This window comes from Microvirga aerilata (genome assembly GCF_016743775.1).
In the GTDB taxonomy this organism is placed as follows: Bacteria; Pseudomonadota; Alphaproteobacteria; order Rhizobiales; family Beijerinckiaceae; genus Microvirga; species Microvirga aerilata.
Genome location: NZ_JAEQMY010000010.1, coordinates 127,376 through 150,420, shown reverse-complemented (window position 1 = coordinate 150,420; position 23,045 = coordinate 127,376). Strand labels below are relative to the sequence as shown.

Sequence of the window (23,045 nt, the reverse complement as noted above, 5' to 3'; positions counted from 1 at the left end):
CGCTAGGGGTGTGCGACCGGGTGCGGCGTCGTTCCGCCGCCGTCGAGGACGAACTTCCACGATCCGTCCTGTTGCTTCTTCCAGATGCTCACATAAACCCCATAGGCCTTGATCTCACCGCCCTCGCGCAGGGTGTAGCGGCCGAAGGTGTAGCCGAGGTCCTGGCTTGCGGCGATCTCCGCCCGGAGGGGCTCCCAGGAGAGCGCCGAGCCGGTGACCTGGGAGAAGGCCTCGACAAAGGCGGATCTCCCTAAAAGCGGCATGCTGCCGGGGCGGATCATCACCGGGTCCTCGGCGGAATAGGCGATGAAGGCCGGTCCGGTGCCTTCCCGTTGGGCCATGGCGTTGAAGGCCTTGTCGGCATCGATCAATTGCTGGGCTGACATTTGTTTCGAGCAAGCTGTCCCAAGGGCAAACGAGAGAACCCGAGCGCAACGGACATCCAAGCTTCAGGCCTCTTCATGCAACGAAGTATCGCAAATACTTCGTCCCGCCTAGCTTGTAATCCTGTTCCCCGCCCTATTGCGGCCTCACCTTAATGCCTATATTGCAGTGCATCAGATTTCTCGCCCGGTACGAGCCAGGGGCGCGGCCACGCTTGCCGCGTGCCGGGCCCTTTTGTTTTGAAAGACTTCGCCCATGAAGCTGCGCAACATCGCCATCATCGCCCACGTCGACCATGGCAAGACCACCCTCGTCGACAAGCTCCTCTCCCAGTCCGGCAGCTTCCGTGAGAACCAGCGCGTGGAAGAGCGCGCCATGGATTCGAACGACCTCGAAAAAGAGCGCGGCATCACCATCCTGGCCAAGGCGACCTCGGTTGTCTGGAAGGACACCCGCATCAACATCGTCGATACCCCCGGCCACGCCGATTTCGGCGGCGAGGTGGAGCGCATCCTGAGCATGGTGGACGGCGCCATCGTTCTCGTGGACGCGGCCGAAGGCCCGATGCCACAGACCAAGTTCGTGGTGTCCAAGGCCCTCAAGATCGGCCTTCGCCCCATCGTGGCCATCAACAAGATCGACCGTCCCGATGCCCGCCACGTGGAGGTGGTCAACGAGGTGTTCGACCTGTTTGCGGCGCTCGACGCCACGGACGAGCAGCTCGACTTCCCGATCCTCTACGGTTCGGGCCGCAACGGCTGGATGGCCAAGGCCCCGGAAGGCCCGAGCGACGAGGGCCTGGCACCGCTCTTCGATCTCGTGCTCGAGCACGTGCCCCCGGCCAAGACCGAGGAAGGCCCGTTCCGCATGCTCGGAACGCTTCTGGAAGCCAACCCCTTCCTGGGCCGCATCGTCACGGGCCGCATCTCCTCCGGCACCGTGAAGCCGAACCAGTCGATCAAGGTGCTCGATCGCGAGGGCAAGGTGGTCGAGACCGGCCGCGTGTCCAAGATCCTTGCTTTCCGCGGCCTTGAGCGTCAGCCCATCGAGGTGGGCGAGGCCGGCGACATCGTGTCCATCGCGGGCCTCGTGAAGGGCTCCGTGGCCGACACCTTCTGCGCGCCGGAAAACGACATTCCGATCCAGGCCCAGCCCATCGATCCGCCGACCGTGACCATGTCGTTCATCGTCAACGACTCGCCGCTCGCCGGCACCGAGGGCGACAAGGTGACGAGCCGCATGATCCGCGACCGCCTGTTCAAGGAAGCGGAAGGCAACGTGACCCTCAAGATCGAGGAAGCCGCCGACAAGGACTCGTTCTACGTCTCGGGCCGCGGCGAATTGCAGCTTGCGATCCTGATCGAGACCATGCGCCGCGAGGGCTTCGAGCTTGCCGTGTCGCGTCCCCGCGTCGTCTTCGAGAAGGACGAGGCCGGCAACCTTCTCGAGCCCATCGAGGAAGTGGTCATCGACGTGGACGAGGAGCATTCCGGCGTCGTCGTGCAGAAGATGTCCGAGCGCCGCGCCGACATGGTCGAGATGCGTCCGTCCGGCGGCAACCGCCAGCGCCTCGTGTTCTACGCTCCCACCCGCGGCCTCATCGGCTACCAGGGCGAGCTGATGACCGACACCCGCGGCACGGCGATCATGAACCGCCTGTTCCACGCCTACGAGCCCTACCGCGGCGAGATCGCGGGACGGCGCAACGGCGTACTGATCTCGAACGACAACGGCGAGGCCGTGGCCTACGCTCTGTGGAACCTTGAAGACCGCGGACCGATGATGATCGAGCCCGGCTGGAAGGTCTATCAGGGCATGATCATTGGCGAGCACAACCGCGAGAACGACCTCGAGGTGAACGTGCTGAAGGGCAAGAAGCTCACCAACATCCGCACGACCTCCAAGGACGAAGCGGTGCGCCTGACGCCGCCGATCCGCATGACCCTGGAGAAGTCGCTCGCCTGGATCCAGGACGACGAGCTCGTCGAGGTGACGCCGAAGTCGATCCGCATCCGCAAGGCGATCCTCGATCCGAACGACCGCAAGCGCGCCGAGCGCTCGAAGGAAGCCTTGAGCGCTTAAGTCAAGCCTCACCGAGACAATGCAAAAGGCCGCCTTCATGGCGGCCTTTTGCATGCATGCCCCTCCCAGGGATGGCGCTTCCGTTCATGGCGGCCTAAAAGCCTAAGCTTAAGTGCCGCGGAGGAGAGCATGCTGAAAGTTCATGGCTATGCAGGGTCCATCAATGTCCGAAAGGTGCTTTGGACCTGCGTCGAGCTTGGCCTGCCCTTCGAGCGCGTCGACTGGGGTGGCGGGACCAGGCCCGTCACCGACGCCAGTTTTCTGGAGCTCAATCCGGTCGGGATGATCCCGGTGATCGAGGATGCAGGCCAGGTCTTCTGGGAATCGAACAGCATCGTCCGCTATCTCGCGGCACGCGAACACCGCCACGACCTGCTGCCCCCCGATCCCGCCGGGCGGGCGCAAGTCGAGAAGTGGATGGACTGGCAGGTCTCCGACTTCAACAACACCTGGCGCTACGTCTTCCAGGCAACGGTCCGCAGGAATCCGAGCTTTCAGGATCAGGAACAGATTGCTGCCTCCTGGAGCAGGTTCTGCTCCGCGGTTCAGATCCTCGACCGTGAACTGGCCCGCAGCGGCGCGTATATCGCCGGACCCACCTTCACCTGCGCCGACATCGTCATCGGATTGTCGATACACCGCTGGAAAAGCATTCCGCTGGAGCGGCCCGTTGTGCCGGACATCGATCGGTACTACGACCTTCTCTGCGAACGCGAAGGCTTCCGAACCTACGGACGAGACGGCGGGCTATAAAGGGAAGCCGGGATCGGCCTCCCCCGAGGTTCGGCGGGCGGGCAAGACGCTCAGCCTGTAAGACGCTCAGCCTGTAAGACGCTCGGCCCGAAGACCCTTAGCCCTCGGCCTTGTCGCCCTGCCCCTTCTTGGCACCCTCGCCCATCGGGTTGGTGGAATCCTCGCCGGAGGCATCGGGGTTCTCGCGCCCCTGCGGGGTCAGCCGAGGGGCGCTGATGTCGTCCTCGGTCGCCTGATCGGGCTTCTTGTCGGTCTGAGCCATCGCTGTCTTTCCTTCCTTGATCACGCGGGACCGCCGGAGCCGTCCGTCGGGCCCCCGCCGGCGTCGGACCCGCCCGTGCCGTCGCCGCCAAGCGGGCGCGAGCCGCTCGGATCGGTGAGACCGGTCGCCCGGCCGCCCGCATCGGTTCCGCCCGTGGGGCTGCCCTTCGGGCCGCCCGGAATGGTGCCGGACCCCACCTGGGTCGCGTTGGATGGGTCCACGGCGCCGCCCAGGTCGAAGCCGGGGCGATCCTGGGCGCCGGGGCCCGGATCGCGGGCCGCCGCTTCAGGATCGGGGCGCTCGGTGGGGACGCTGGGTCCCGAATTCTGATTCTGGGTCATGGCGATCTTGGATCCCTATGAGCTTGTGGTGTCGGTGGCGTCCCGGTCGCCCGGATCCGGCAGGGCTCCTGTGCCTGGCGTCGAATCCGGATTCGTCAGCGACGGCTTGCTGTGAGGCCCTGCCGCCGGCTGCTTGGCGCCGGTCTGCGGTTCAGGCGAAGCCTGGCCTCCGGTCTCCTGCCCTCCTGTCTCCTGGCCTCCGGTCTGCGGATCGGACCGCTTGATGTCGACGTAGTTCTTCGTGTCTTCGGTGTGGTTGCCGTAGCCTGCATTGCCCATGGGGTGCTCCTGTCAGCCTTCGCTCTCGTCCTTGCCGTTGACCGCCGTCATGCGCTCGATGGCCTCGGCGGTTGCGTCCTTGTCGTCCGGCGACAGGCTCGCATCGCTCAGGTGCTTGGTGGCATCGGGGGTCTCGGCGGCGGTGAGCTCGTCATGCCCGTCCATGCCGGCCTTGCTGGTCTGGCCGGTCAGGCCCTGGCGGTAGTTGTAGGCCTCGCCGCCGGGCTGGCTCCACACGCGCCGCAAGGTGGCGTTGCCCTCGATGCCGCCGTCCTGGTTGGGATCGATCGGGCTGTCGATGCCGCCGCGCTGCTCGTTGCGGATCTGGTCCGCCGTCTGATCCTTCAACGAATGGGGGGCTTTCCGGTCCGCCATGGTGAACTCCATCAAATCTCGTTCTTGCAAATTCTGTTGGAAACAACGTTCGAGCCGTCGTGCTTGCCAAACGTCGTGCTTGCAAGGAGAACCCGGCGAACACGCAGAGGTTCTGGCCACGCTTGAAGGCCCGCCCAAACAAAAAGGGCGGCTGTGACGCCGCCCTTCGGGTTGTTCGTGCCAGGCAAGAAGCCGAAGCTCAGAGCCCTTCGAAGAGCGCGCTCGAGATGTAGCGCTCGGCAAAGGAGCACGCGACCGTGACGATGCGCTTGCCCTTGAACTCGGGCCGCGCGGCCACTTCGAGGGCTGCCGCCACATTGGCGCCGGTGGAGATGCCGCCGGGAATGCCTTCGAGCTTGGCGAGCTTGCGCGCCATGTCGAACGCGGTCTGGTTGCCGACCGTCACCACCTCGTCGATCACGGAGCGGTCGAGCACGTCCGGCACGAAGCCGGCGCCGATGCCCTGGATCTTGTGCGGGCCGGGCTGGCCGCCGGACAGCACCGGAGAATCCTCCGGCTCCACGGCGATCACCCTTAAGGAAGGCAGGCGCGGCTTGATGACCTGGCCGACACCCGTGATGGTGCCGCCGGTGCCCACGGCCGCGACAAAGGCGTCGAACTGGCCGTTGGTGTCGTTCCAGATCTCCTCCGCCGTCGTCAGCCGATGAACCTCCGGATTGGCCGGGTTCTTGAACTGCTGCGGCATCACCGAGTTCGGGATCTCGTTCAGGAGTTCCTCGGCCCGGGCGACCGCACCCTTCATGCCCATCGGCCCGGGGGTCAGGACGAGTTCCGCGCCGAGGAAAGCCAGCATCTTGCGGCGCTCCAGGGACATGGTCTCGGGCATCACGAGGATCAGGCGGTAGCCGCGGGCCGCCGCCACGAAGGCCAGCGCGATGCCGGTGTTGCCCGAGGTGGGCTCGACCAGGGTCGTGCCGGGATCGATCTTTCCTGCGGCCTCCATGGCGTCGATCATGTTGACGCCGATACGGTCCTTCACGCTTGAGATCGGGTTGAAGAACTCGAGCTTGACCAGGATCTCGGCATCGACCCCGCGCTCCTTCGGCAGCCGGTTCAGGCGCACGAGCGGGGTGTTGCCGATGGTTTCCGTGATGGAACCGTAGATGCGGCCACGGCCGGGCTTGGTGTCAGCGTTGGATGTGTTGAGGGTGTCAGCCATGGAGGTCCTCCTTCGGGGCAGGGGAACATTATCGCTTTTCGCAACAGGTGTCGATAATCACCTTATTTCACATGTCAAATCGTGAAATCCACGGCGGGCATGGACTCGACGGCGGATTCCGCCTGCGCCTTCTGGCACAGATCCTCCACGGTCACCTGGTCCAGCTCGGTGAGAAAAGCTTCAGTTCCGCGCTGGACTAGGGGGCCGACAACAGCCTCGGCCAGGCGCGATTCCGGCACGGGCGAGGCGCCGTCCTCCTCCAGGGCCGACATGGCGATGCGCACAATGTCGCCCGCCGTGATCCGCCGCCGCTCGCGGGCGAGCTCATAGCCTCCCCGCGGCCCCCGCACGCCCTTGAGGATTCCCTGGCGGACCAGCGCCTGCAGGACCGGCTCGAGATAGCGGGGCGGCAGGTTGTGCCGGGCGGCGAGCGCCTTCGCCGAGACCGGCATGGGCCGTGCATGGAGCGCGATGTCCGTCACGGCGGCAATGGCGAGAAGCGAGCGGCGCGAGAGAAAGTTCATGCCAACAACCTTTAGCCCAATCCGGTCGATCCGAAACCGCCCGCCGCGCGATCGGTCTCGTCGACGTGTCCCACTTCGACCGGCTCCACCATGGTGACGGGGGCAATCACCATTTGGGCGATGCGCATGCCGCGCGTGATGGAAAAAGCCTCCTGGCCGAGATTGACGAGCAGCACCTGCACCTCGCCGCGATAGTCCGCGTCCACGGTCCCAGGCGCGTTGAGCACGGTGACGCCGTGCCTGAAGGCAAGCCCCGAGCGGGGCCGCACCTGCGCCTCGAAGCCAGGCTCAAGCTGGAGCACGAGGCCCGTGGGGATGAGCGCACGCTCGAAGGGCTCGAGAACGACGGGTGCATCGGCGGCGTTGGCGGCCATGAGATCCATCCCGGCCGCCCCGGCTGTCTCATAGCGCGGCAGCGGCAGATCGGCGGCATGCGCGAGGCGCTGGATATGCAGGCGGCGGCTCATGGCTTCGCACCCTCCGCCATGGCGCCCAACCGCTCGACGAGTTTCCTCGCCACCTCGGTTTTCGAGAGCGTCGGCCAGGTCTCGACCGCGGAGGCGGTCACGAGATGCACGGTGTTGCTGTCGCCGCCCATGACGCCTGCCTCGGCCGAGACATCGTTGGCGACGATGAGGTCGCAGCCCTTCTTGGCGAGCTTCTGCCGGGCATGCTCGATCACGTGTTCGGTTTCGGCCGCAAAGCCCACCATGAGTGGCGGGCGGTTCTCCGTGCGACGTGCGATGGTGGCGAGGATATCCGGGTTCTCGGTGAGCGACAGGCTGGGCAGCGCGCCGTCCTTCTTCTTGATCTTCTGCTCGCCCGCGTTGGCCACGCGCCAGTCGGCCACGGCGGCGGCGAAGATGCCGATATCGGCCGGCAGCGCCCCCTCGACCGCTTCCAGCATCGCGCGGGCGCTTTCCACGTGCACCGTCGTCACGCCCGGGGGATCGGGCAAGGTCACGGGGCCGGAGATCAGGGTCACCCGCGCCCCGGCTTCGCGTGCTGCCTTCGCGATGGCGTGGCCCTGCTTGCCGGAGGAGCGGTTGGCGATGTAGCGCACCGGATCGATGGGCTCGTGCGTCGGGCCGGAGGTGACGATCACGTGCCGGCCCGCGAGCGGTCCCGAGGGCGCGAGCAGGCCCTCGACGGCGGCTGCGATCTCCAGGGGCTCCGCCATGCGGCCGGGGCCGAATTCGGCCTCCGCCATGGCGCCCTCGTTGGGGCCTGCCACATGAACACCGTCGGCCTGGAGCGCCTTCAGATTGCGCTGCGTTGCCGGATGCAGCCACATGCGCACGTTCATGGCGGGCGCGATCAGGATCGGCAGCGTAGTGGCGAGCAGCACCGTGGAGGCGAGATCGTCCGCATGCCCGCCGGCCATCTTGGCCATGAGGTTGGCGGTGGCGGGCGCTACGACGATGAGGTCCGCATCGCGGGCGAGCTTGATGTGCCCGATATCGGCCTCGTCCTCGCGGTCGAACAGATCCGTGTGCGAGCGCTGGCCGGTGAGCGCGGAAGCGGCCAACGGCGTGATGAACTGCTGCGCGCCGTTCGTCAGCACGCAGCGCACGCAAGCACCGCGCTCGCGCAGACGGCGGATGAGATCGAGCGACTTGTAGGCCGCGATGCCGCCGCCGATGACGAGGAGAATGCGTTTGCCTGTAAGCGCCGTCATGCGAGCCCTCTGAACAGCATGATCATCAGCGAGGCCGCGATAATCCACAAGGCCGCCACGCCCCAGCGGTTGCCGCGAGCCTCGGCCCGCCCGATGGCCGCGACGCTGTCCTGGTTCAGCGACACGCCCCGCGCCGTCACGTCCTCAAGCTGGTTGAGAACCCGCTCGGCCCGAAGGGCCAGATCCGGCAGGTCGCCGATGACGCCGGCCAGCGTCCACAGGCCCCGGCCCGCCTGCTCGGCGCGGCCCAGCGGCCCGAGATTGCGCTCGATCCATTCGCGCACCACGGGCTCGGAGGTGGTCCACATGTCGAGCTTCGGGTCGAGATTACGGGCCACGCCCTCCACCACCACCATGGTCTTCTGCAGCATCACCAGTTCGATGCGGGTCGCCATGTCGAACAGCGCCGTGATCTCGAACAGAAGCGTGAGCAGCTTCGCCATGGAGATTTCGTCGGCCCGCCGGTCGTGGATCGGCTCGCCGATGGCCCGGATCGCCTGGGCGAAATCCTCCACCGAGTGGTGCGGCGGCACGTAGCCCGCCTCGAAATGCACCTGCGCCACCCGCAGGTAATCGCGGCGGATGAAGCCTAAAAGGATTTCGGCGAGGAAACGCCGCTCCTTCATGCCGAGCCGCCCCATGATGCCGAAATCGACGGCGACGAGGCGGCCTTCCGGGTCGATGAACAGGTTGCCGGGATGCATGTCGGCGTGGAAATAGCCGTCGCGGATGGCATGGCGCAGGAAGGACTGGATCACCGTGCGCCCGAGCGCCACCCGGTCGAAGCCTGCAGCCTGGATGGCCTCAATGTCGTTGAGGCGGATGCCGTCGATCCAGGTGGTGGTGAGCACGTCGCGGGCGGTGAGGTCCCATTCGGGCTTCGGCACCCGGAAATCGGGATCGTCCCGGGTGTTCTCCGCCAGCTCCGAGACGGCGGCCGCCTCCAGGCGCAGGTCCATCTCGACGGCGACGGAGCGGGCGAGCGCCTCCACGATCTCCAGGGGCTTGAGGCGGCGGGCATCGGGCACGAGGCGCTCGAACAGGCGGGCTGCGGCGCGCATGGCCTGCAGGTCGCGGGCAAAGCGCTCGCGGACGCCGGGCCGCACCACCTTCACGGCCACGGTTTCCTCGCCCTCCGCGGTGCGGATGCGAGCCTTGTGAACCTGCGCGATGGAGGCGGCGGCGAGCGGCTCGCTGAACTCCAGGAACAGCATGTCGAGGGGGCGGCCCAATGCGGTCTCGACCATGCGCACCGCCTCGGCCCTTGGAAAGGGTAGCATCCGGTCCTGCAGGCGTTCCAGGTCGCGGGCCGCCGCCACGCCGACGATATCGGGGCGGGTCGCCAGGAACTGGCCGAACTTCACATAGGAGGGTCCGAGCCGGGTGAGCGCCTTGGAAAGCCGTGCCGCGCCCTCCTCGGCCTGCGGCCGCTCGATGAGGCGCGCCATCCGCAAAGCAAGGCGAGCGGCAGGCGGCAGAGCGCTCGGATCGACGAGCGCGAGTGCGCCCTCGCGGGCAAGGACGAACCCGGCATGCAGGTTCCGGGCGAGGTGAAAGAAGCTGCCGATCACGGGCTTAGATCTTCCAGCCCGAGTGAACCGCCACCACGCCGGCGGTGAGCGAGCGATGGGTAACGCGCTTGAAGCCCGCCTCCTCGATCATCCGCGCAAAAGCGGCAGGCGTCGGGAAGCGGCGGATCGATTCCACGAGGTACTGATAGGACTCGGCGTCCCCCGTCACCATCTGCCCGAGGCGCGGGATGACGTTGAAGGAATAAGCGTCGTAGATCCTGTCCAGGACCGGCACGTCCACCTTCGAGAATTCAAGGCAGAGGAAGCGCCCGCCGGGCTTGAGAACCCGATGCGCCTCGCGCAGGGCCGCGTCGATGCGCGGCACGTTCCGGATGCCAAAGGCGATGGTGTAGGCGTCGTAGGTCTTCGATTCGAGGGGCAGCTCCTCCGCATTGGCCTCGACGAAATCGATGCGGCCGTCGTAAGCATGGCCGGCCCGCTCCTCGCCTACCTTCAGCATCTCGCCATTGATGTCGAGCACGGTCACGTGGGTCTGGGGACCGCCGGCGTCCAGGATGCGGAAGGCCACGTCCCCGGTGCCGCCGGCCACGTCGAGGTGGCGGAACGGCCGGTCCCGGGGCGGGCGTACGGTGTTGACGAGGGTGTCCTTCCAGATGCGGTGGAGGCCTGCCGACATGAGGTCGTTCATCAGGTCGTAGCGGCCCGCCACCGAGCGGAAGACCTCGTTGACCTTGCCCTGCTTTTCGCCCAGCGGCACGGACTGGAAGCCGAAATGGGTGTTCTCGTCGGTCATGATCTGGCAAAACCTCTCGTCACCTAGAGCATCGAGCCCAAAAGTGGATTTGCACTTTTGGGATATATCCGGTGCTCCACCCTTTGAAGTGCGCATCGTCGGCGCGGTAAACCGGAGCCACTTTTCCCGCACGATGCGCTAATGTGGGGATCCATAGCGGAAGCGGGACCGGATGGCTATGTAAGAGCCCTCAAGAAGCCGAGAGATGGTTGATGCCTGAACTGCCCGAAGTCGAAACCGTGCGCCGCGGCCTGGAGCCCGCCATGGTCGGAGCCCGCTTCACCCAGGTGATCCAGCGCCGGCCCGATCTGCGCTTTCCCTTCCCCGACCGGTTTGCCGAACGCCTGGAAGGCCAGGAGGTCAAGGCGCTCGGCCGCCGGGCCAAGTATCTGCTGGCCGATCTCTCCTCGGGCGAGGTTCTGGTCATGCATCTGGGCATGTCCGGCCGCTTTCTGGTAGCCCAAGGGGGCGCCACCCGCATGCCGGGGGAGTTCCATCATGAGCATGGCGGATCGGGGGCTCACGATCATGTGGTGTTCGGGCTCTCCAACGGCGCAACCGTCACCTACAATGACGCCCGCCGCTTCGGCTTCATGGATCTGGTGCCCCGGTCCGGCATCGAGACCTCCAAGCATTTCGCCGGCATGGGCATCGAGCCCCTCGGCAACGAGCTCTCGGGCGAGACCATCGCGGGGCTCTTTGCAGGCAAGCGCACGCCCCTGAAGGCGGCTCTCCTCGACCAGCGCCTGATCGCGGGCCTGGGCAACATCTATGTCTGCGAGGCCCTGTTCCGCACCGGCCTCCACCCCGAGGCTCCGGCAGGCTCCCTCGTGGGCAAGAAGGGCGAGCCCACGGACAAGGCCCGCCAGCTCGCGGACGTCATCAGGGACGTGCTCTCGGAGGCCGTTGAGGCCGGCGGCTCCACCTTGCGCGACCATGCCCAGGTGGACGGCTCGCTCGGCTATTTCCAGCACTCCTTCCGGGTCTACGACCGGGAGAAGGAGCCCTGCGTGACCCCCGGCTGCTCCGGCACGGTGGCCCGGCTGGTGCAATCCGGGCGCTCCACCTTCTACTGCCCGGAATGCCAGAAGCGGTCCTAAGCCCCCAAGAATGTGATCGCCACCCCGGCGACAGAACGGCTCAAGAGGCGTAGACTCCTCTCCTTCGGCAGGTTGCGACTCCCCGTCTGCGGCGTCTGCATGACCGGTCTCGCGGCCACTTGAACACGTGTTCAGGAAGGACAGCCATGGCCAGGCACACCATCGTCTCCGACACCCCCATCTCCGACTCCCAGGCAGGCCCGGCATCGGAGCCTCTCGCGGTCCGCCGCATCGGCTCTGCCGATCTCATGGAGGCCTTGAGGCAGGGCGTGGCCGATTTCTGGGCCAGCCCGACTCATTTGGTCTTTCTCGGCCTCATGTACCCGATTATCGGCATCTTCTTTGCGGGGCTTGCCTTCGGCTACAACATGCTGCCGATCCTGTTCCCGCTCATGTCGGGCTTTGCCCTGGTCGGCCCCCTGGCGGCCGTGGGCCTTTATGAGATCAGCCGCCGGAGGGAGCAGGGGCTGGACCTCTCCTGGCAGAGCATGGCGGATCTCTTCCGCTCGCCGTCCATCGGCTCCATCGCAGCCCTCGGGATCCTGCTGATGGTGATCTTCCTCGCCTGGCTGTTGACCGCCCAGACGCTCTATCAGTCCCTGTTCGGCTGGCACGCTCCCGAATCGATGAGCGCTTTCTTGAGCGAGGTCCTCACGACCCGGAACGGCTGGTGGCTGATCATCGCGGGCAACGCCCTCGGGTTCGTTTTCAGCGCGGTGGTCTTCTGCATCAGCGTGGTGTCCTTCCCGCTGCTGCTCGACCGGAACATCGGCGCTATCCCGGCAATCCTCACGTCGATCCGGGCGGTTGCGGCCAATCCCGGCCCGATGCTGCTTTGGGCGCTCATCGTCGGGGCTCTTCTGGCGGTGGGCTTCATCCCGCTTTTCATCGGGCTTGCGGTGGTGCTTCCCGTCCTGGGGCATGCCACTTGGCACCTGTATCGCCGGATGGTCCCTTGACGGCGAGAGCCCTGTTTTTCACTTGCGAGGCCTGGCGGCCTCGCCTACCGGTGTCTCCCGATTGAGGAGGAGATGCCGGCATGGCTTTTGAGACAATTCTCGTTGAGACCCGCGGAAAGGTGGGGCTGATCACGCTCAACCGGCCTCAGGCCCTGAACGCCCTCAACTCGGCGCTGCTTAACGAGGTGAACCAGGCGCTCGACGCCTTCGAGGCGGATCATGACATCGGCTGCATCGTCATCACCGGTTCGGAGAAGGCCTTTGCGGCCGGCGCCGACATCAAGGAAATGGCGGCGCTCACTTACCCGCACACCTACATGGCCGATTTCTTCTCCGGCTGGGAGAAGGTGTCGGGGCGGCGCAAGCCCATGATCGCCGCGGTGGCGGGCTTTGCGCTCGGCGGCGGCTGCGAGTTCGCCATGATGTGCGACTTCATCATCGCGGCCGACAACGCCAAGTTCGGCCAGCCCGAGATCAAGCTCGGCGTGATGCCCGGCATGGGCGGCACCCAGCGCCTGACCCGGCTGATCGGCAAGGCCAAGGCCATGGAAATGTGCCTGACGGGCCGCATGATGGGAGCCGAGGAAGCGGAGCGCTCCGGGCTCGTGGCCCGGGTGGTGCCCCTCGCCGATCTTCTTCCCGAGGTGATGAAGACGGCGGAGACCATCGCGTCCATGTCGCTGCCCATCGCCATGATGACGAAGGAGACGATCAGCCGGGCCGACGAAGTCTCGCTCTCCGAGGGCATCCGCTTCGAGCGGCGCCTGTTCCACGCGATGTTCGCCACCGCCGACCAGAAGGAAGGCATGGCCGCTTTCGTGGAAAAACGCCCGGCCGCGTTCAAGAACGACTGATCGTGGGCGAGATCGGGTTCGACATGATCGCGGCGCTCGCCGCGGTCTCCTTCCTGGCAGGCTTCGTGGATTCCATTGCGGGCGGCGGCGGGCTTCTGACGGTGCCGGCCCTTCTGCTCGCGGGCCTCGATCCGGCACAGGCCATCGCCACCAACAAGGTGCAGGGCTCGGTGGCTGCGGCCTCCGCCACCTATACTTTCGGGCGCAAGGGCCTGATCGAGTGGAAGAAGGCCTGGGGGTTCACCCTGGTCGCCTTCTTGAGCAGCATTGCGGGCGCCCTGTGCGTCCGCTTCCTGCCGCGCTCCGCCCTCGAGGTGCTGATCCCGCTGCTGCTGATCGCGATTGCCCTCTACTTCGCCTTCTCGCGCAAGGTAAAGGACGAAGATGCCCATGCCCGCATGACCACGCTGGCCTTCGGCCTCACCGCCCCGGTGGCGATCGGCTTTTACGACGGCATCTTCGGGCCCGGCGCAGGCTCCTTTTACATGCTCGCCTTCGTGACGCTCCTGGGCTACGGGGTGGTGCGGGCGACCGCCCATACCAAGCTCGTCAATTTCGCGAGCAATTTCGGCAGCCTCCTGCTTTATGCGGCCACCGGCACGGTGGTGTGGTCCTTGGGCTTTGTCATGGCCGGCGCATCGCTCCTCGGAGCCCAGCTCGGCTCGCGCGTGGCGATGCGGCTGGGGTCCCGGATCATCCGCCCCCTCTTGGTTCTGGTGTCGAGCCTGATGGCGCTCAGGCTCCTGCTCGATCCTGCCAATCCGTGGCGTCAGGGCCTGCAGCGGGCCGTCTCGATGCTTTTTTGACGCGCAAAGGCCTACAGTTATTGACGCTTGCGGTCTTCGCGTCTATAAGCCGCCTCACATGAGCCCGCGCGTCCCGCGGGCTCTTCGGTTTCCATGCAATCAACCGATCGCTGCCGGAGCTCTCGACAAGCTTGAGCTTGGCGCATCGGGATTTTTAAAGAACGAGGATGGGCCATGGCCAACACCGTGTCCGCCAAGAAGATGACCCGCAAGATCGCGAAGCGCACCGAGATCAATCGGTCGCGTCGCAGCCGCATGCGGACCTTCGTGCGCAAGGTCGAAGAGGCAATCGCCTCCGGCAACCAGACTGAAGCTGCGGCAGCCCTCCGTGCCGCCGAGCCGGAAATGATGCGCGCAGCCCAGAAGGGCATCGTGCACAAGAACACCGCTTCGCGGAAGGTCTCGCGCCTGGCGAGCCGCATCAAGACGCTGAGCGCCTAAAAAGCAGCCTCACAGCTGTCTTTTCATCCGACGATTCGACCCGGCCGCAAGGCCGGGTTTTTTCGTTTCCGGCCCCGAAATCGCCTGCGCAATTTATCCACACGAGAGCTTGACTTTATCCCGGATTGACAGGGTGAACGACCCATGGACCGGATTCAAAACGCACATAAAAGCCTGAGCATCTTCAAGAGCTTAGCAGGCAAAGCAACGCGAAGCATCAGAATCACCTCTTGAGTCGTTGCGAATCGACAGTGAATCAAGGTTGCGCAAAAACCTTTTTTGCGGCCCGCGAGCCGGCTGCGGTGGAACAGTGAATCAGTTGAAGAGTCAGGACTTTACAGCCCAGATTCAAAACCTGTGGACGAGGCTGTGGACCCGATGAAGGGGTTTGAGGGGCTTGCGTGTTGACGGACTCATATTGCGCCCCGTCGCGCTCCCTGTGTAAGGTCACCTTACTTCGACGGTTCGCCGTTAAGTCTTTCGATCAAGGCTCGAACTAAACACATCAAGTGCGGGGATAGGGCATTGTTTCATTCTCTCAAGAAGCAAGCGAAGGCTCATCCTTTACCAAGGGGTAGACTTGATAGACCTTGAGTGAAGACAAAGGAGATGGCGCCTGACGATCATCTCCACTGATAAATGAATATATAATCTTTAGTACAACTGGGGGCGCCAAGTTTTGAACACCCTGTGAGGCCGTTGTGCCTTGATGTGTTCAAAACGGGACATGCGTAGGGGTTCTGGCCTTGAACAGGCAGAACCTCGTGGAGGAACATTGATGTATCGCAGCGAAGATCACCGCACCTTTGCCGCTCCCAGCGAAAACGGCATGGAAGTTCCCGGCGAACAAACGGCATCGGATGTCTGGGCGCGGGTGAAGCGCCGTCTTCGGGCAGAGCTGGGCGAGGATATTTTCGCCAGCTGGTTCGGCCGCCTGGAGCTGGATTCGGTGATCGAGGGCTGCGCCTATCTGACGGTTCCCACCCGGTTTCTGAAGAGCTGGATCGAATCCCATTATGCCGACCGGGTGCTCGCGGTTTACCGCTCCGAGGCTCCCGATGTGGCGCGCGTTTCCATCGGTGTGCGCAACACCCTGGGCCGCGACCCCGCCGCCGGGCGGCGGGTCAGCGAAGCCCCGCGCCCGGCTCCGGCAGCCTCCATGGCCATGCCGAGCTCCGCGGGAGAGATCAAGCTTCCCTCCATGGCTGCGTCCCATGAGGAGCGTGGCGAGAACGGCGAGCTCGGCGGCGCACCGCTCGACTCCCGCCTTACCTTCGAGAGCTTCATCGTCGGACGCTCCAACGCCCTCGCCCATGCGGCGGCGGACCGGGTGGCGCACGCCCAGAACGGCCAGGCGATCTACAACCCGCTTTATCTTCATGCGGGCGTGGGCCTGGGCAAAACCCATCTTCTGCATGCGATCGGCCACGAGGTCCGCGCGCAGGGCCGCCGGGTCATCTATCTCACCGCCGACCGCTTCATGTACGGCTTCGTCGCCTCCCTGAAGGCCCAGACGTCCCTTGCCTTCAAGGAGCGCCTGCGCGGCATCGACCTGCTCATCATCGACGACGTGCAGTTCATCCAGGGCAAGCAGATCCAGCAGGAATTCGGCCATACGCTGAACGCGCTCATCGATGCCGGCCGCCAGATCGTGATCGCCGCGGATCGTCCGCCGGCGGACCTGGAGAACCTGGACGAGCGGGTGCGCTCGCGCCTGGCCGGCGGCCTCGTGGTGGAGGTCAGCGCTCTCGACGAGGCGCTGCGCACGTCGATCCTCACCACCCGCGTGGAGGCTCTGAAAACCATTCATCCCACCTTCGATGTGGGCTCGAACGTGATCGCCTACGTGGCTCGGGCGATTACCGCCAACGGGCGCGATCTGGAGGGAGCCGTCAACCGGCTTCTCGCCCATGCGACGCTCACCGGCTCCGCCATCACCCTGGAGACGGCCGAGACGGCGATCCGGGACTTGGTGCGCAACCGGGAGCCCAAGCGGGTCAAGATCGAGGACATCCAGAAGCTGGTGGCCTCGCGCTACAACGTCTCCCGTTCGGACATCCTCTCGGAACGCCGCACCGCCGCCGTGGTGCGGCCGCGCCAGATTGCCATGTACCTGTCCAAGGTGCTGACCCTTCGCTCCCTGCCCGAGATCGGCCGCCGCTTCGGCGGGCGCGACCACACCACGGTGCTGCACGCGGTGCGCAAGATCGAGAAGGCCATCGGCGAGGATCATACCCTGTCGGACGAGGTCGAGCTCCTCAAGCGGATGCTGCAGGAATAAGCCCTTTATCCGGGCGGCACCGGGCGGATGCTGCGAGGGGGCAAAGTCCTGGCCTTGCTTTCTCGCACAACACCCGCCAATCTTGCGGCCCTGCTTGATCCCGCTCGAGGCCGGTCCTGCTGCGGGGTCTGAGCCAAGAATTTCACCGAATACAGGTGCTGAGGTTATGAGAGTTACCGTTGAGCGCGCCGCTCTGCTGAAGGCGCTGGGGCACGTGCACCGCGTCGTCGAGCGCCGCAATACCATTCCGATCCTGTCCAACGTCCTGCTGCGCGCCGAGGAAGGCTCCCTGCGCCTGAAGGCCACCGACCTCGACATCGAGGTGACGGAAACGATCCCGGCCGACATCACGGAGGCAGGCTCGACCACCGTTCCGGCCTACATGATCTACGACATCGTCCGCAAATTGTCGGACGGCGCCCAGGTCTCCCTGGAAATGACCCCCGACATGGGTCAGGTGCAGATCCGCTCCGGCCGCTCGCGCTTTATGCTCCAGGCTCTGCCGGAAAGCGATTTTCCCGATCTCGCCGCCGGCGACCTGCCGCACCGCTTCACCCTGCCCGCCGCCGATCTCAAGCGCCTGATCGAGAAGACGCAATTCGCGATCTCGACGGAAGAGACGCGCTACTACCTCAACGGCATCTATCTCCACACCCTGGATGCGGGCGGATCGGTGGTGATGCGCGCGGTTGCCACGGACGGCCACCGCCTCGCCCGGGTCGAGATCCCGGCGCCCACGGGCTCGGAGGGCATGCCCGGCGTGATCGTTCCCCGCAAGGCGGTGGCCGAGATCGTCAAGCTCGTCGAGGACGGTTCCGAGACCATTACTATCGAGCTGTCCTCCGCCAAGGTGCGGCTGACCTTCGACGGCGTGGTGCTGACCTCCAAGCTCATCGACGGCACCTTCCCCGACTACCAGCGGGTCATCCCGGCCGGGAACGACAAGGTTCTGGTGGTCGAGCGGGCCGACTTCTCCAAGGCCGTGGACCGCGTTTCCACCATCTCGTCCGAGCGGGGCCGCGCGGTGAAGCTTGCCCTGGGCGAGGGACGCCTGACGCTTACCGTGAACAACCCGGACTCGGGCAGCGCCACGGAGGAGATCGAGGTCGACTACGACGCGTCTCCCATCGATATCGGCTTCAACGCCCGCTACCTCCTCGACATCACGGCTCAGCTCGACGGGGACACCGCCCTGTTCAAGCTTGCCGATCCCGGCTCCCCGACCATCGTCCAGGACCGCGAAGGCGCTTCCGCCCTCTACGTCCTGATGCCGATGCGGGTGTAATCCTTGATCCAGGCGCCTTGGGGCTGCGCAGCCCCGGGGCCGCCGGCTGAAGGCGCCCCCTTCCCTTTGGAAAGACTTGACCGGCGCTGCCCAGGCATCCGCGTTCCTGGGCTCCGGCGGAGCATGGCCTGCTCGGATCGGTTGTCGCGCCTGCAATTCTTGGCTACATGAGTGGGCCTCTCGCGAGTATCATTCATGTCTTCAAGCAAGCTTCACGGTGACAGGAAGGTTGCGGTCGTCATTCCGTGCTTTCGGGTCCGGAAGCACATCGCATCGGTTATCGGCGAAATCGGACCGGAGGTGGATTTCATCTACGTGGTCGACGACCGCTGCCCTGAAGAAACGGGTCGCTATGTAAGCGAGTCCATTGACGACCCGCGGATCAGGGTCATCTTCAACGAGGTCAACCTTGGGGTCGGCGGGGCGACGTTGGCCGGCATGGCCCGAGCCGCTGAGGACGACGTGGATGTGATCGTGAAGATCGACGGCGACGGCCAAATGGATCCGCGCCTCATTCCCGCTTTCACGGCCGTCATCCTGTCCTCCGAGGCCGATTTCGCCAAGGGCAACAGGTTCTTTGAGCCCGAAGGGGTGATGACCATGCCGCGGGCGCGCCTGATCGGCAATGCCGGCCTCTCCTTCATGGCCAAGTTCTCGACCGGCTACTGGCACAGCTTCGATCCGACGAACGGTTTCTTTGCCATTCACGCAAGCCTCATGAGCCTCCTGCCCGTGGAGAAGATCAGCAAGCGCTACTTCTTCGAGTCGGACCTGCTGTTTCGGCTGGGCGTGGTCGAGGCCAGGGTCGTGGACATTCCCATGCATGCCCATTACGCGGACGAGCAGAGCAGCATGCAGCCGCACAAGGAAATCCTGCGGTTCGCAAAAGGGCACCTGAAAAACCTCCTCAAGCGGATTTTCTACCGGTACTTCCTGCGGGATTTCAGCCTCGCCTCCATCGAACTTCTGCTGGGCCTGGCCCTCCTTGCCTTCGGAACCGTCTTCGGGCTGCTGAACTGGCAGTCCGAGTCCTATGCGAGCGCCGGAACCGTGATGCTGGCGGCCATGCCGATCATCGTCGGCACGCAGTTGCTGCTGGCCTTTCTCAACTACGACATCCACTCGACGCCCAGCACGGCACTTCACCCGCGGCTCGAGAAATCGAAGCGGCCCGGCAGGGCCTTGCGCCATCGCAAGAGCGCGCCATGAACGTCAACGCCTATGCCCTGGCCCTGTTCTCGGTGATCGTGATCGCGATCGGGCAGACGATCTTCAAATACTCCGCATTGCGTTTCGATTTTATTCCCGGCGAGCCCATCGCCGAACTGATCCGCCGCAACTTCGCGCCGCTTGCCGCGGTGGCAGGCGCGCTCTCGCTTTACATGATATCGACGGTGGCATGGATCACGGCCTTGCGGACGATACCGCTCTCCGTAGCCTTCATGTTCAACGCGCTTGCTTTCGCGTTCATTCCCATCGTCAGCACGATCTTTTTCGGGGAGCAGCTGCCGCGTTTCCTCATTCCTGGATTGGCGGCGATCGCGCTTGGAATTTACCTCATCACGATCAAGTAGTTTCAAAGAATGCATTCTCCCTCAGACAGACGAGACGCCGTCCTTGTGCCCCGGCCTTCCTGGAGGAGCCACCTAGCCTCCTGGCCGAACGCACTCCTCAAGGAACGACCTGCGGGGAGCATCTATTCCGTTCGTTTTCTGCCCCTGCTTTATCTGATCATCTGCGTTCCCACGGTCTTGTTTCTGGTTTTCTTCCGCCAGCCCCTCGGCAATCCGGACGAGGCCTCCCATGTGGCCCGGGCCTACCAGATCTCGAAGGGTGTCGTTCTGACGGAGGAGGCCGTTCCGGGCCTTCATCCCAAGGGCATGGTCGATAACGCCTGGTTCCGCCTCGGCTCGGAGGTCAACAAAAGGCGTTTCGAATCCTTGGACACTGCGCTGCCGGTCTTTCAGGAATTTGGCTGGTCAGGCAACGAAAGGCTCAGGCGCTTCAACTCCTCCGTCTATTTCCCCGCAGCCTTCATTCCGCAAGCCGTCGGCCTCAAGATCGCCCAGGCCTTGGATCTTCGTCTGGTCCAGTCCCTTCAGCTTGCAAGCATGCTCAATGCTGTCATCTGCTTTCTGATCATTGCCTTTGCCATTCACGTCGCGGCGGAGGGAAAGCACTTCATCGCTCTGATCGGCGCGCTGCCGATGACGCTTCATCAGCTTGCATCCACGTCCCCGGATGGGCTTGTGATCGCCGGATCGCTGCTGATGTTCGCATTGACGATCACGGCGGTCGTGCGGCGAAAGGTCAGTTCGTCAACAGTGTTTGCAGTCGTTGTTCTCGGGGCCTTCACCGGGGCCACGAAACTGCCTTATCTGCCGGTCGCCCTCGTCGCCCTCGTCGCGCTCTGGTGGGCAGAGCCGCGGCCCCGCAAGGGAGCTGTGAAGTACATCCTGGCATGCATGGTGCTGGTGCTTATCCCGGTTCTTTGGGCAAAGATCAGCAATGCCGGTGCCGTGAAGCACAGCATTCGGATCCAAACCGATCCTGGCGACCAGATCGCCTTTCTCCTGTCCCACCCCCTTGAGATCCCCAGCCTCGCTTTTTCGACCCTTTATGCTCATCTGCATTCCTACCTGTCGCAGATCGTCGGAGTTCTCGGCTGGCTGGATGCCCCTCTTCCGCACGGTGTTTACGTCGTGCTGGGTTTGGGCTTCGCCGCAGTCCTGGTCATGGATGGGGTTTCCGTTCAGCCGCTCATCCGCTGGATCGCTCTGGCGGGCTTCGCCTTATCGGTCGCGCTTATCTTCCTGAGCCTTTATCTCATCTGGAACCCATTGGGCTCGCCAGGGCCCATCGAAGGCGTCCAGGGACGCTACTTCCTGCCCATCCTGCCGTTTCTTGTGTTCCTGCTGCCGAAATCCGAGCGCTTCAGATCCGAGAGCCTCAAACTGTCGGTTTTCACGTTCTGCGGACTTGTCGGAGGCCTTGCCACGGTGGCAACCATCATCAAGCGCTACTATTCATAAATCCGTCCCAGGCTGACGCCCCGGAGCATCGGCCGGCAGCACTTGCCGCAGCCTGTCGGATGAACCGGATGGACGTGTCTCTTGATCTTTCAGGCCCAGTCCTGAAAGAAGGGGGTGCATGTCCTCCACCCCCATTGCCGCCTCCCGAATCGCCCGTCTGATCCTTCAGGATTTCCGCACCTATGCGAGCCTGGACCTGCCCGTTTCGCGCTCGCTTGTGGCGCTGGTTGGTGAAAACGGCGCCGGCAAGACCAATGTGCTGGAGGCGATCTCCCTGTTCATGCCGGGCCGTGGCCTGCGGCGCGCCGAGCTTGGCGAGATGGCCCGGAAAGACGGCCCGGGCTCCTTCGCGGTTTCGGTCACGCTCGATGCCCCTTACGGCGAGCACCGCCTCGGCACGGGGCTTGAGCCGCAGAGCGAGAACGCCAGAGCCTCGCGCATCTGCCGCATCGACGGGGCGTCCGCCTCCTCGCCTACGGCCTTTGCCGAGTACCTGCGCATCGTCTGGCTTACTCCCGATCTCGACGCGCTGTTTCGCGGCCCCGCGGGCGACCGGCGCCGCTTCCTGGACCGGCTCGTGCTCGCCGTCGATGCGGAGCACGGCACACGGGTGAACGCCCTGGAGCGTGCCTTGCGCTCCCGCAACCGGGTGCTGGAGGAAAACCCCGACGACCGGCTCTGGCTCGATGCGCTCGAGCGCGAGGTGGCGGAGCTCGCCATTGCGGTGGCGGCCGCCCGCCGCGAGACGGTTGAGCGCCTTAGCCAGCTCATCCTGGAAACCCGGACCGAAGAATCTCCCTTCCCCTTCGCCACGATGGGCCTCGAAGGCGATCTCGATACCTTGGTGACCACCTTGCCTGCCGTCGATGCCGAGGACCGGTACCGGGCGATCTTGCGCGAGTACCGCTCCCGCGACCGGGCCGCGGGCCGCACCCTCGTAGGCCCACAGGCCTCGGACCTGCTCGTGCGCCACGGCCCCAAGGACATTCCGGCCAATACCGCCTCCACGGGCGAGCAGAAGGCCCTGCTCATCGGCCTCGTGCTGGCCCATGCGCGGCTCGTCGCCAGCATGAGCGGCATCGCCCCTTTCGTGCTGCTCGACGAAGTCGCCGCCCATCTCGACCCCCGCCGCCGGGCCGGCCTCTTCGCGGCCCTGGAGTCCCTGGGAGGCCAGGTCTGGATGACGGGTGCCGATCCTAGCCTGTTTTCCGAGCTGCAGGGGCGAGCCGATGTGCTGCAAGTGCAGCCCGGAGTGATCGAACCCATCAATATTGCTTGATGGTGCAAGACGCGGCCACGGTCTAAAGTGGTGCCGCAACACCGTCATTCCGTTCTCTCCGTTAGACCCATGGACCTTGCAGGCCTCCTCGTCTTCGCCACTGCGCTCTTTATCGCCGCAGCCTCGCCGGGCCCGGGCATTGCTGCCATCGTGGCCCGGGTGCTGGGACGGGGGCCGCAAGGAGCGATCGCGTTCAGCATCGGGGTGGCGCTTGGCGACGTGGTGTGGCTGACCTTCGCGATCCTGGGGCTGGCGGCCATCGCACAGGCTTTTCACGGGATCTTCCTGGTCATCAAATATGCGGGCGCGGCTTATCTGCTCTACATCGCCTACAAGCTCTGGACCGCACCGGCGGAAACCCTGGATGCCGGGGCCGAGACGGCGGCGGAAAGGCCGTCCCGGCTTCTCCTGGGCGGGCTTGCCCTAACCTTGGGAAATCCCAAGCCTATCGTGTTCTACCTGGCCCTCCTGCCCACGATCCTCGACCTCACGCAGGTGACGCTTCTCGGCTATGCGGAACTGGTAGCTGCCACCTTCGCCGTTCTGGCAGTGGTCTTTGCGATTTATATCGGCTTGGCCTCCCGGGCCCGGCGGCTCTTCACCAGCCCGAAGGCCCTGCGCATCCTCAACAAGAGCACGGGTGCGGTGATGGCCGGAGCTGCCGCGGCCATTGCGGCTCGCTGAGGCCGCGGCAGCTCCGGCCATGCCGATCCTGACGGTGGGGCAACTATCGAGCAGGCTGGATTTATCCGGGGAACCCCACTCATTTCCGGGATCCTGTTCTTAAGCTCCCTCCGGCGGCTCCTGAGGCGAGGAACCGCTCCT

The 23,045-nt window shown here is 64.9% G+C and carries 25 protein-coding genes; 14 read left to right on the top strand and 11 right to left on the bottom strand.

The annotated features are described in order from the left end of the window. Positions 1 to 2 precede the first annotated feature (2 nt). On the bottom strand, positions 3 to 386 hold the full coding sequence (locus tag JKG68_RS09585) for a YybH family protein (protein ID WP_202058644.1): 384 nt from the start codon (positions 384 to 386) through the stop codon (positions 3 to 5). 253 nt (positions 387 to 639) lie between these two features. Between JKG68_RS09585 and typA the strand changes: the two genes are divergently transcribed. Both typA and JKG68_RS09575 read left to right on the top strand, forming a co-directional pair. After that, the gene (gene typA / locus JKG68_RS09580; protein WP_202058643.1) at positions 640 to 2,466 is read left to right on the top strand and encodes a translational GTPase TypA; all 1,827 of its coding nucleotides are present in this window, start codon (positions 640 to 642) and stop codon (positions 2,464 to 2,466) included. A gap of 129 nt (positions 2,467 to 2,595) precedes the next feature. After that, positions 2,596 to 3,219, top strand: coding sequence for a glutathione S-transferase family protein (locus JKG68_RS09575; RefSeq protein ID WP_202058641.1), 624 nt, complete (start codon positions 2,596 to 2,598; stop codon positions 3,217 to 3,219). A gap of 97 nt (positions 3,220 to 3,316) precedes the next feature. Here JKG68_RS09575 and JKG68_RS09570 read toward each other — a convergent pair whose 3' ends face one another. The 10 genes from JKG68_RS09570 to ubiE all read right to left on the bottom strand — a co-directional run bounded on the left by JKG68_RS09570 (position 3,317) and on the right by ubiE (position 10,183). Continuing rightward, positions 3,317 to 3,481: a hypothetical protein gene (locus JKG68_RS09570; RefSeq protein WP_202058639.1), complete on the bottom strand. Its 165-nt coding sequence runs from the start codon at positions 3,479 to 3,481 to the stop codon at positions 3,317 to 3,319. 20 nt (positions 3,482 to 3,501) lie between these two features. Then, a complete protein-coding gene (locus JKG68_RS09565) occupies positions 3,502 to 3,822 on the bottom strand; it encodes a hypothetical protein (protein WP_202058637.1) in 321 nt (106 codons plus the stop codon). A gap of 15 nt (positions 3,823 to 3,837) precedes the next feature. Next, complete coding sequence (locus tag JKG68_RS09560; protein ID WP_202058684.1) at positions 3,838 to 4,101, bottom strand: hypothetical protein; 264 nt, start codon at positions 4,099 to 4,101, stop codon at positions 3,838 to 3,840. 12 nt (positions 4,102 to 4,113) lie between these two features. Next, positions 4,114 to 4,476: a hypothetical protein gene (locus JKG68_RS09555; RefSeq protein ID WP_202058635.1), complete on the bottom strand. Its 363-nt coding sequence runs from the start codon at positions 4,474 to 4,476 to the stop codon at positions 4,114 to 4,116. A 199-nt stretch (positions 4,477 to 4,675) separates the two neighbouring features. Further along, positions 4,676 to 5,656 (bottom strand): cysteine synthase A, encoded by a 981-nt coding sequence (gene cysK / locus JKG68_RS09550; RefSeq protein ID WP_202058633.1) that lies wholly within the window; start codon positions 5,654 to 5,656, stop codon positions 4,676 to 4,678. Positions 5,657 to 5,730: 74 nt separating this feature from the next. Next, positions 5,731 to 6,180, bottom strand: a complete 450-nt coding sequence (locus JKG68_RS09545) for an RrF2 family transcriptional regulator (protein ID WP_202058631.1) — start codon at positions 6,178 to 6,180, stop codon at positions 5,731 to 5,733. Between the two features lie 11 nt (positions 6,181 to 6,191). Further along, entirely contained in the window at positions 6,192 to 6,647 is a 456-nt protein-coding gene (gene dut, locus JKG68_RS09540; RefSeq protein WP_202058629.1) for a dUTP diphosphatase, read from the bottom strand. Then, positions 6,644 to 7,858 carry a bifunctional phosphopantothenoylcysteine decarboxylase/phosphopantothenate--cysteine ligase CoaBC gene (gene coaBC, locus JKG68_RS09535; protein WP_202058627.1) on the bottom strand — a complete coding sequence of 405 codons (1,215 nt, stop codon included), beginning with the start codon at positions 7,856 to 7,858 and terminating at the stop codon, positions 6,644 to 6,646. The genes dut and coaBC overlap by 4 nt, the downstream gene beginning before the upstream one ends. Beyond that, positions 7,855 to 9,429 carry a 2-polyprenylphenol 6-hydroxylase gene (ubiB, locus tag JKG68_RS09530; RefSeq protein WP_202058625.1) on the bottom strand — a complete coding sequence of 525 codons (1,575 nt, stop codon included), beginning with the start codon at positions 9,427 to 9,429 and terminating at the stop codon, positions 7,855 to 7,857. The genes coaBC and ubiB overlap by 4 nt, the downstream gene beginning before the upstream one ends. Positions 9,430 to 9,433: 4 nt before the next feature. Further along, the gene (ubiE, locus tag JKG68_RS09525; protein WP_202058623.1) at positions 9,434 to 10,183 is read right to left on the bottom strand and encodes a bifunctional demethylmenaquinone methyltransferase/2-methoxy-6-polyprenyl-1,4-benzoquinol methylase UbiE; all 750 of its coding nucleotides are present in this window, start codon (positions 10,181 to 10,183) and stop codon (positions 9,434 to 9,436) included. Positions 10,184 to 10,395: 212 nt separating this feature from the next. Here ubiE and mutM point away from each other — a divergent pair, with 212 nt between their 5' ends. From mutM to JKG68_RS09465, 12 genes are all read left to right on the top strand, one after another. Further along, complete coding sequence (mutM, locus tag JKG68_RS09520; protein ID WP_202058621.1) at positions 10,396 to 11,283, top strand: bifunctional DNA-formamidopyrimidine glycosylase/DNA-(apurinic or apyrimidinic site) lyase; 888 nt, start codon at positions 10,396 to 10,398, stop codon at positions 11,281 to 11,283. Between the two features lie 248 nt (positions 11,284 to 11,531). Further along, positions 11,532 to 12,242: a DUF2189 domain-containing protein gene (locus JKG68_RS09515; RefSeq protein WP_246515270.1), complete on the top strand. Its 711-nt coding sequence runs from the start codon at positions 11,532 to 11,534 to the stop codon at positions 12,240 to 12,242. 80 nt (positions 12,243 to 12,322) lie between these two features. Beyond that, positions 12,323 to 13,096, top strand: coding sequence for an enoyl-CoA hydratase (locus tag JKG68_RS09510; RefSeq protein ID WP_202058617.1), 774 nt, complete (start codon positions 12,323 to 12,325; stop codon positions 13,094 to 13,096). Between the two features lie 2 nt (positions 13,097 to 13,098). After that, positions 13,099 to 13,902: a TSUP family transporter gene (locus JKG68_RS09505; RefSeq protein WP_376773125.1), complete on the top strand. Its 804-nt coding sequence runs from the start codon at positions 13,099 to 13,101 to the stop codon at positions 13,900 to 13,902. A 174-nt stretch (positions 13,903 to 14,076) separates the two neighbouring features. Further along, positions 14,077 to 14,343 (top strand): 30S ribosomal protein S20, encoded by a 267-nt coding sequence (rpsT, locus tag JKG68_RS09500; protein ID WP_202058615.1) that lies wholly within the window; start codon positions 14,077 to 14,079, stop codon positions 14,341 to 14,343. 829 nt (positions 14,344 to 15,172) lie between these two features. Next, positions 15,173 to 16,624, top strand: coding sequence for a chromosomal replication initiator protein DnaA (gene dnaA / locus JKG68_RS09495; protein WP_246515268.1), 1,452 nt, complete (start codon positions 15,173 to 15,175; stop codon positions 16,622 to 16,624). 166 nt (positions 16,625 to 16,790) lie between these two features. Then, positions 16,791 to 17,909 carry a DNA polymerase III subunit beta gene (gene dnaN, locus JKG68_RS09490; protein WP_202058611.1) on the top strand — a complete coding sequence of 373 codons (1,119 nt, stop codon included), beginning with the start codon at positions 16,791 to 16,793 and terminating at the stop codon, positions 17,907 to 17,909. Between the two features lie 195 nt (positions 17,910 to 18,104). Beyond that, positions 18,105 to 19,118 (top strand): glycosyltransferase family 2 protein, encoded by a 1,014-nt coding sequence (locus JKG68_RS09485; RefSeq protein WP_202058609.1) that lies wholly within the window; start codon positions 18,105 to 18,107, stop codon positions 19,116 to 19,118. Further along, the gene (locus JKG68_RS09480) at positions 19,115 to 19,483 is read left to right on the top strand and encodes a DMT family transporter (protein ID WP_202058607.1); all 369 of its coding nucleotides are present in this window, start codon (positions 19,115 to 19,117) and stop codon (positions 19,481 to 19,483) included. Before JKG68_RS09485 ends, JKG68_RS09480 begins: the two co-directional genes overlap by 4 nt. A 45-nt stretch (positions 19,484 to 19,528) precedes the next feature. After that, a complete protein-coding gene (locus JKG68_RS09475; RefSeq protein WP_202058605.1) occupies positions 19,529 to 20,941 on the top strand; it encodes a DUF2142 domain-containing protein in 1,413 nt (470 codons plus the stop codon). Positions 20,942 to 21,059: 118 nt separating this feature from the next. Continuing rightward, positions 21,060 to 22,220, top strand: coding sequence for a DNA replication/repair protein RecF (gene recF, locus JKG68_RS09470; protein WP_202058604.1), 1,161 nt, complete (start codon positions 21,060 to 21,062; stop codon positions 22,218 to 22,220). Positions 22,221 to 22,289: 69 nt separating this feature from the next. After that, positions 22,290 to 22,904 carry a LysE family translocator gene (locus tag JKG68_RS09465; RefSeq protein ID WP_202058602.1) on the top strand — a complete coding sequence of 205 codons (615 nt, stop codon included), beginning with the start codon at positions 22,290 to 22,292 and terminating at the stop codon, positions 22,902 to 22,904. Positions 22,905 to 23,045 lie beyond the last annotated feature (141 nt).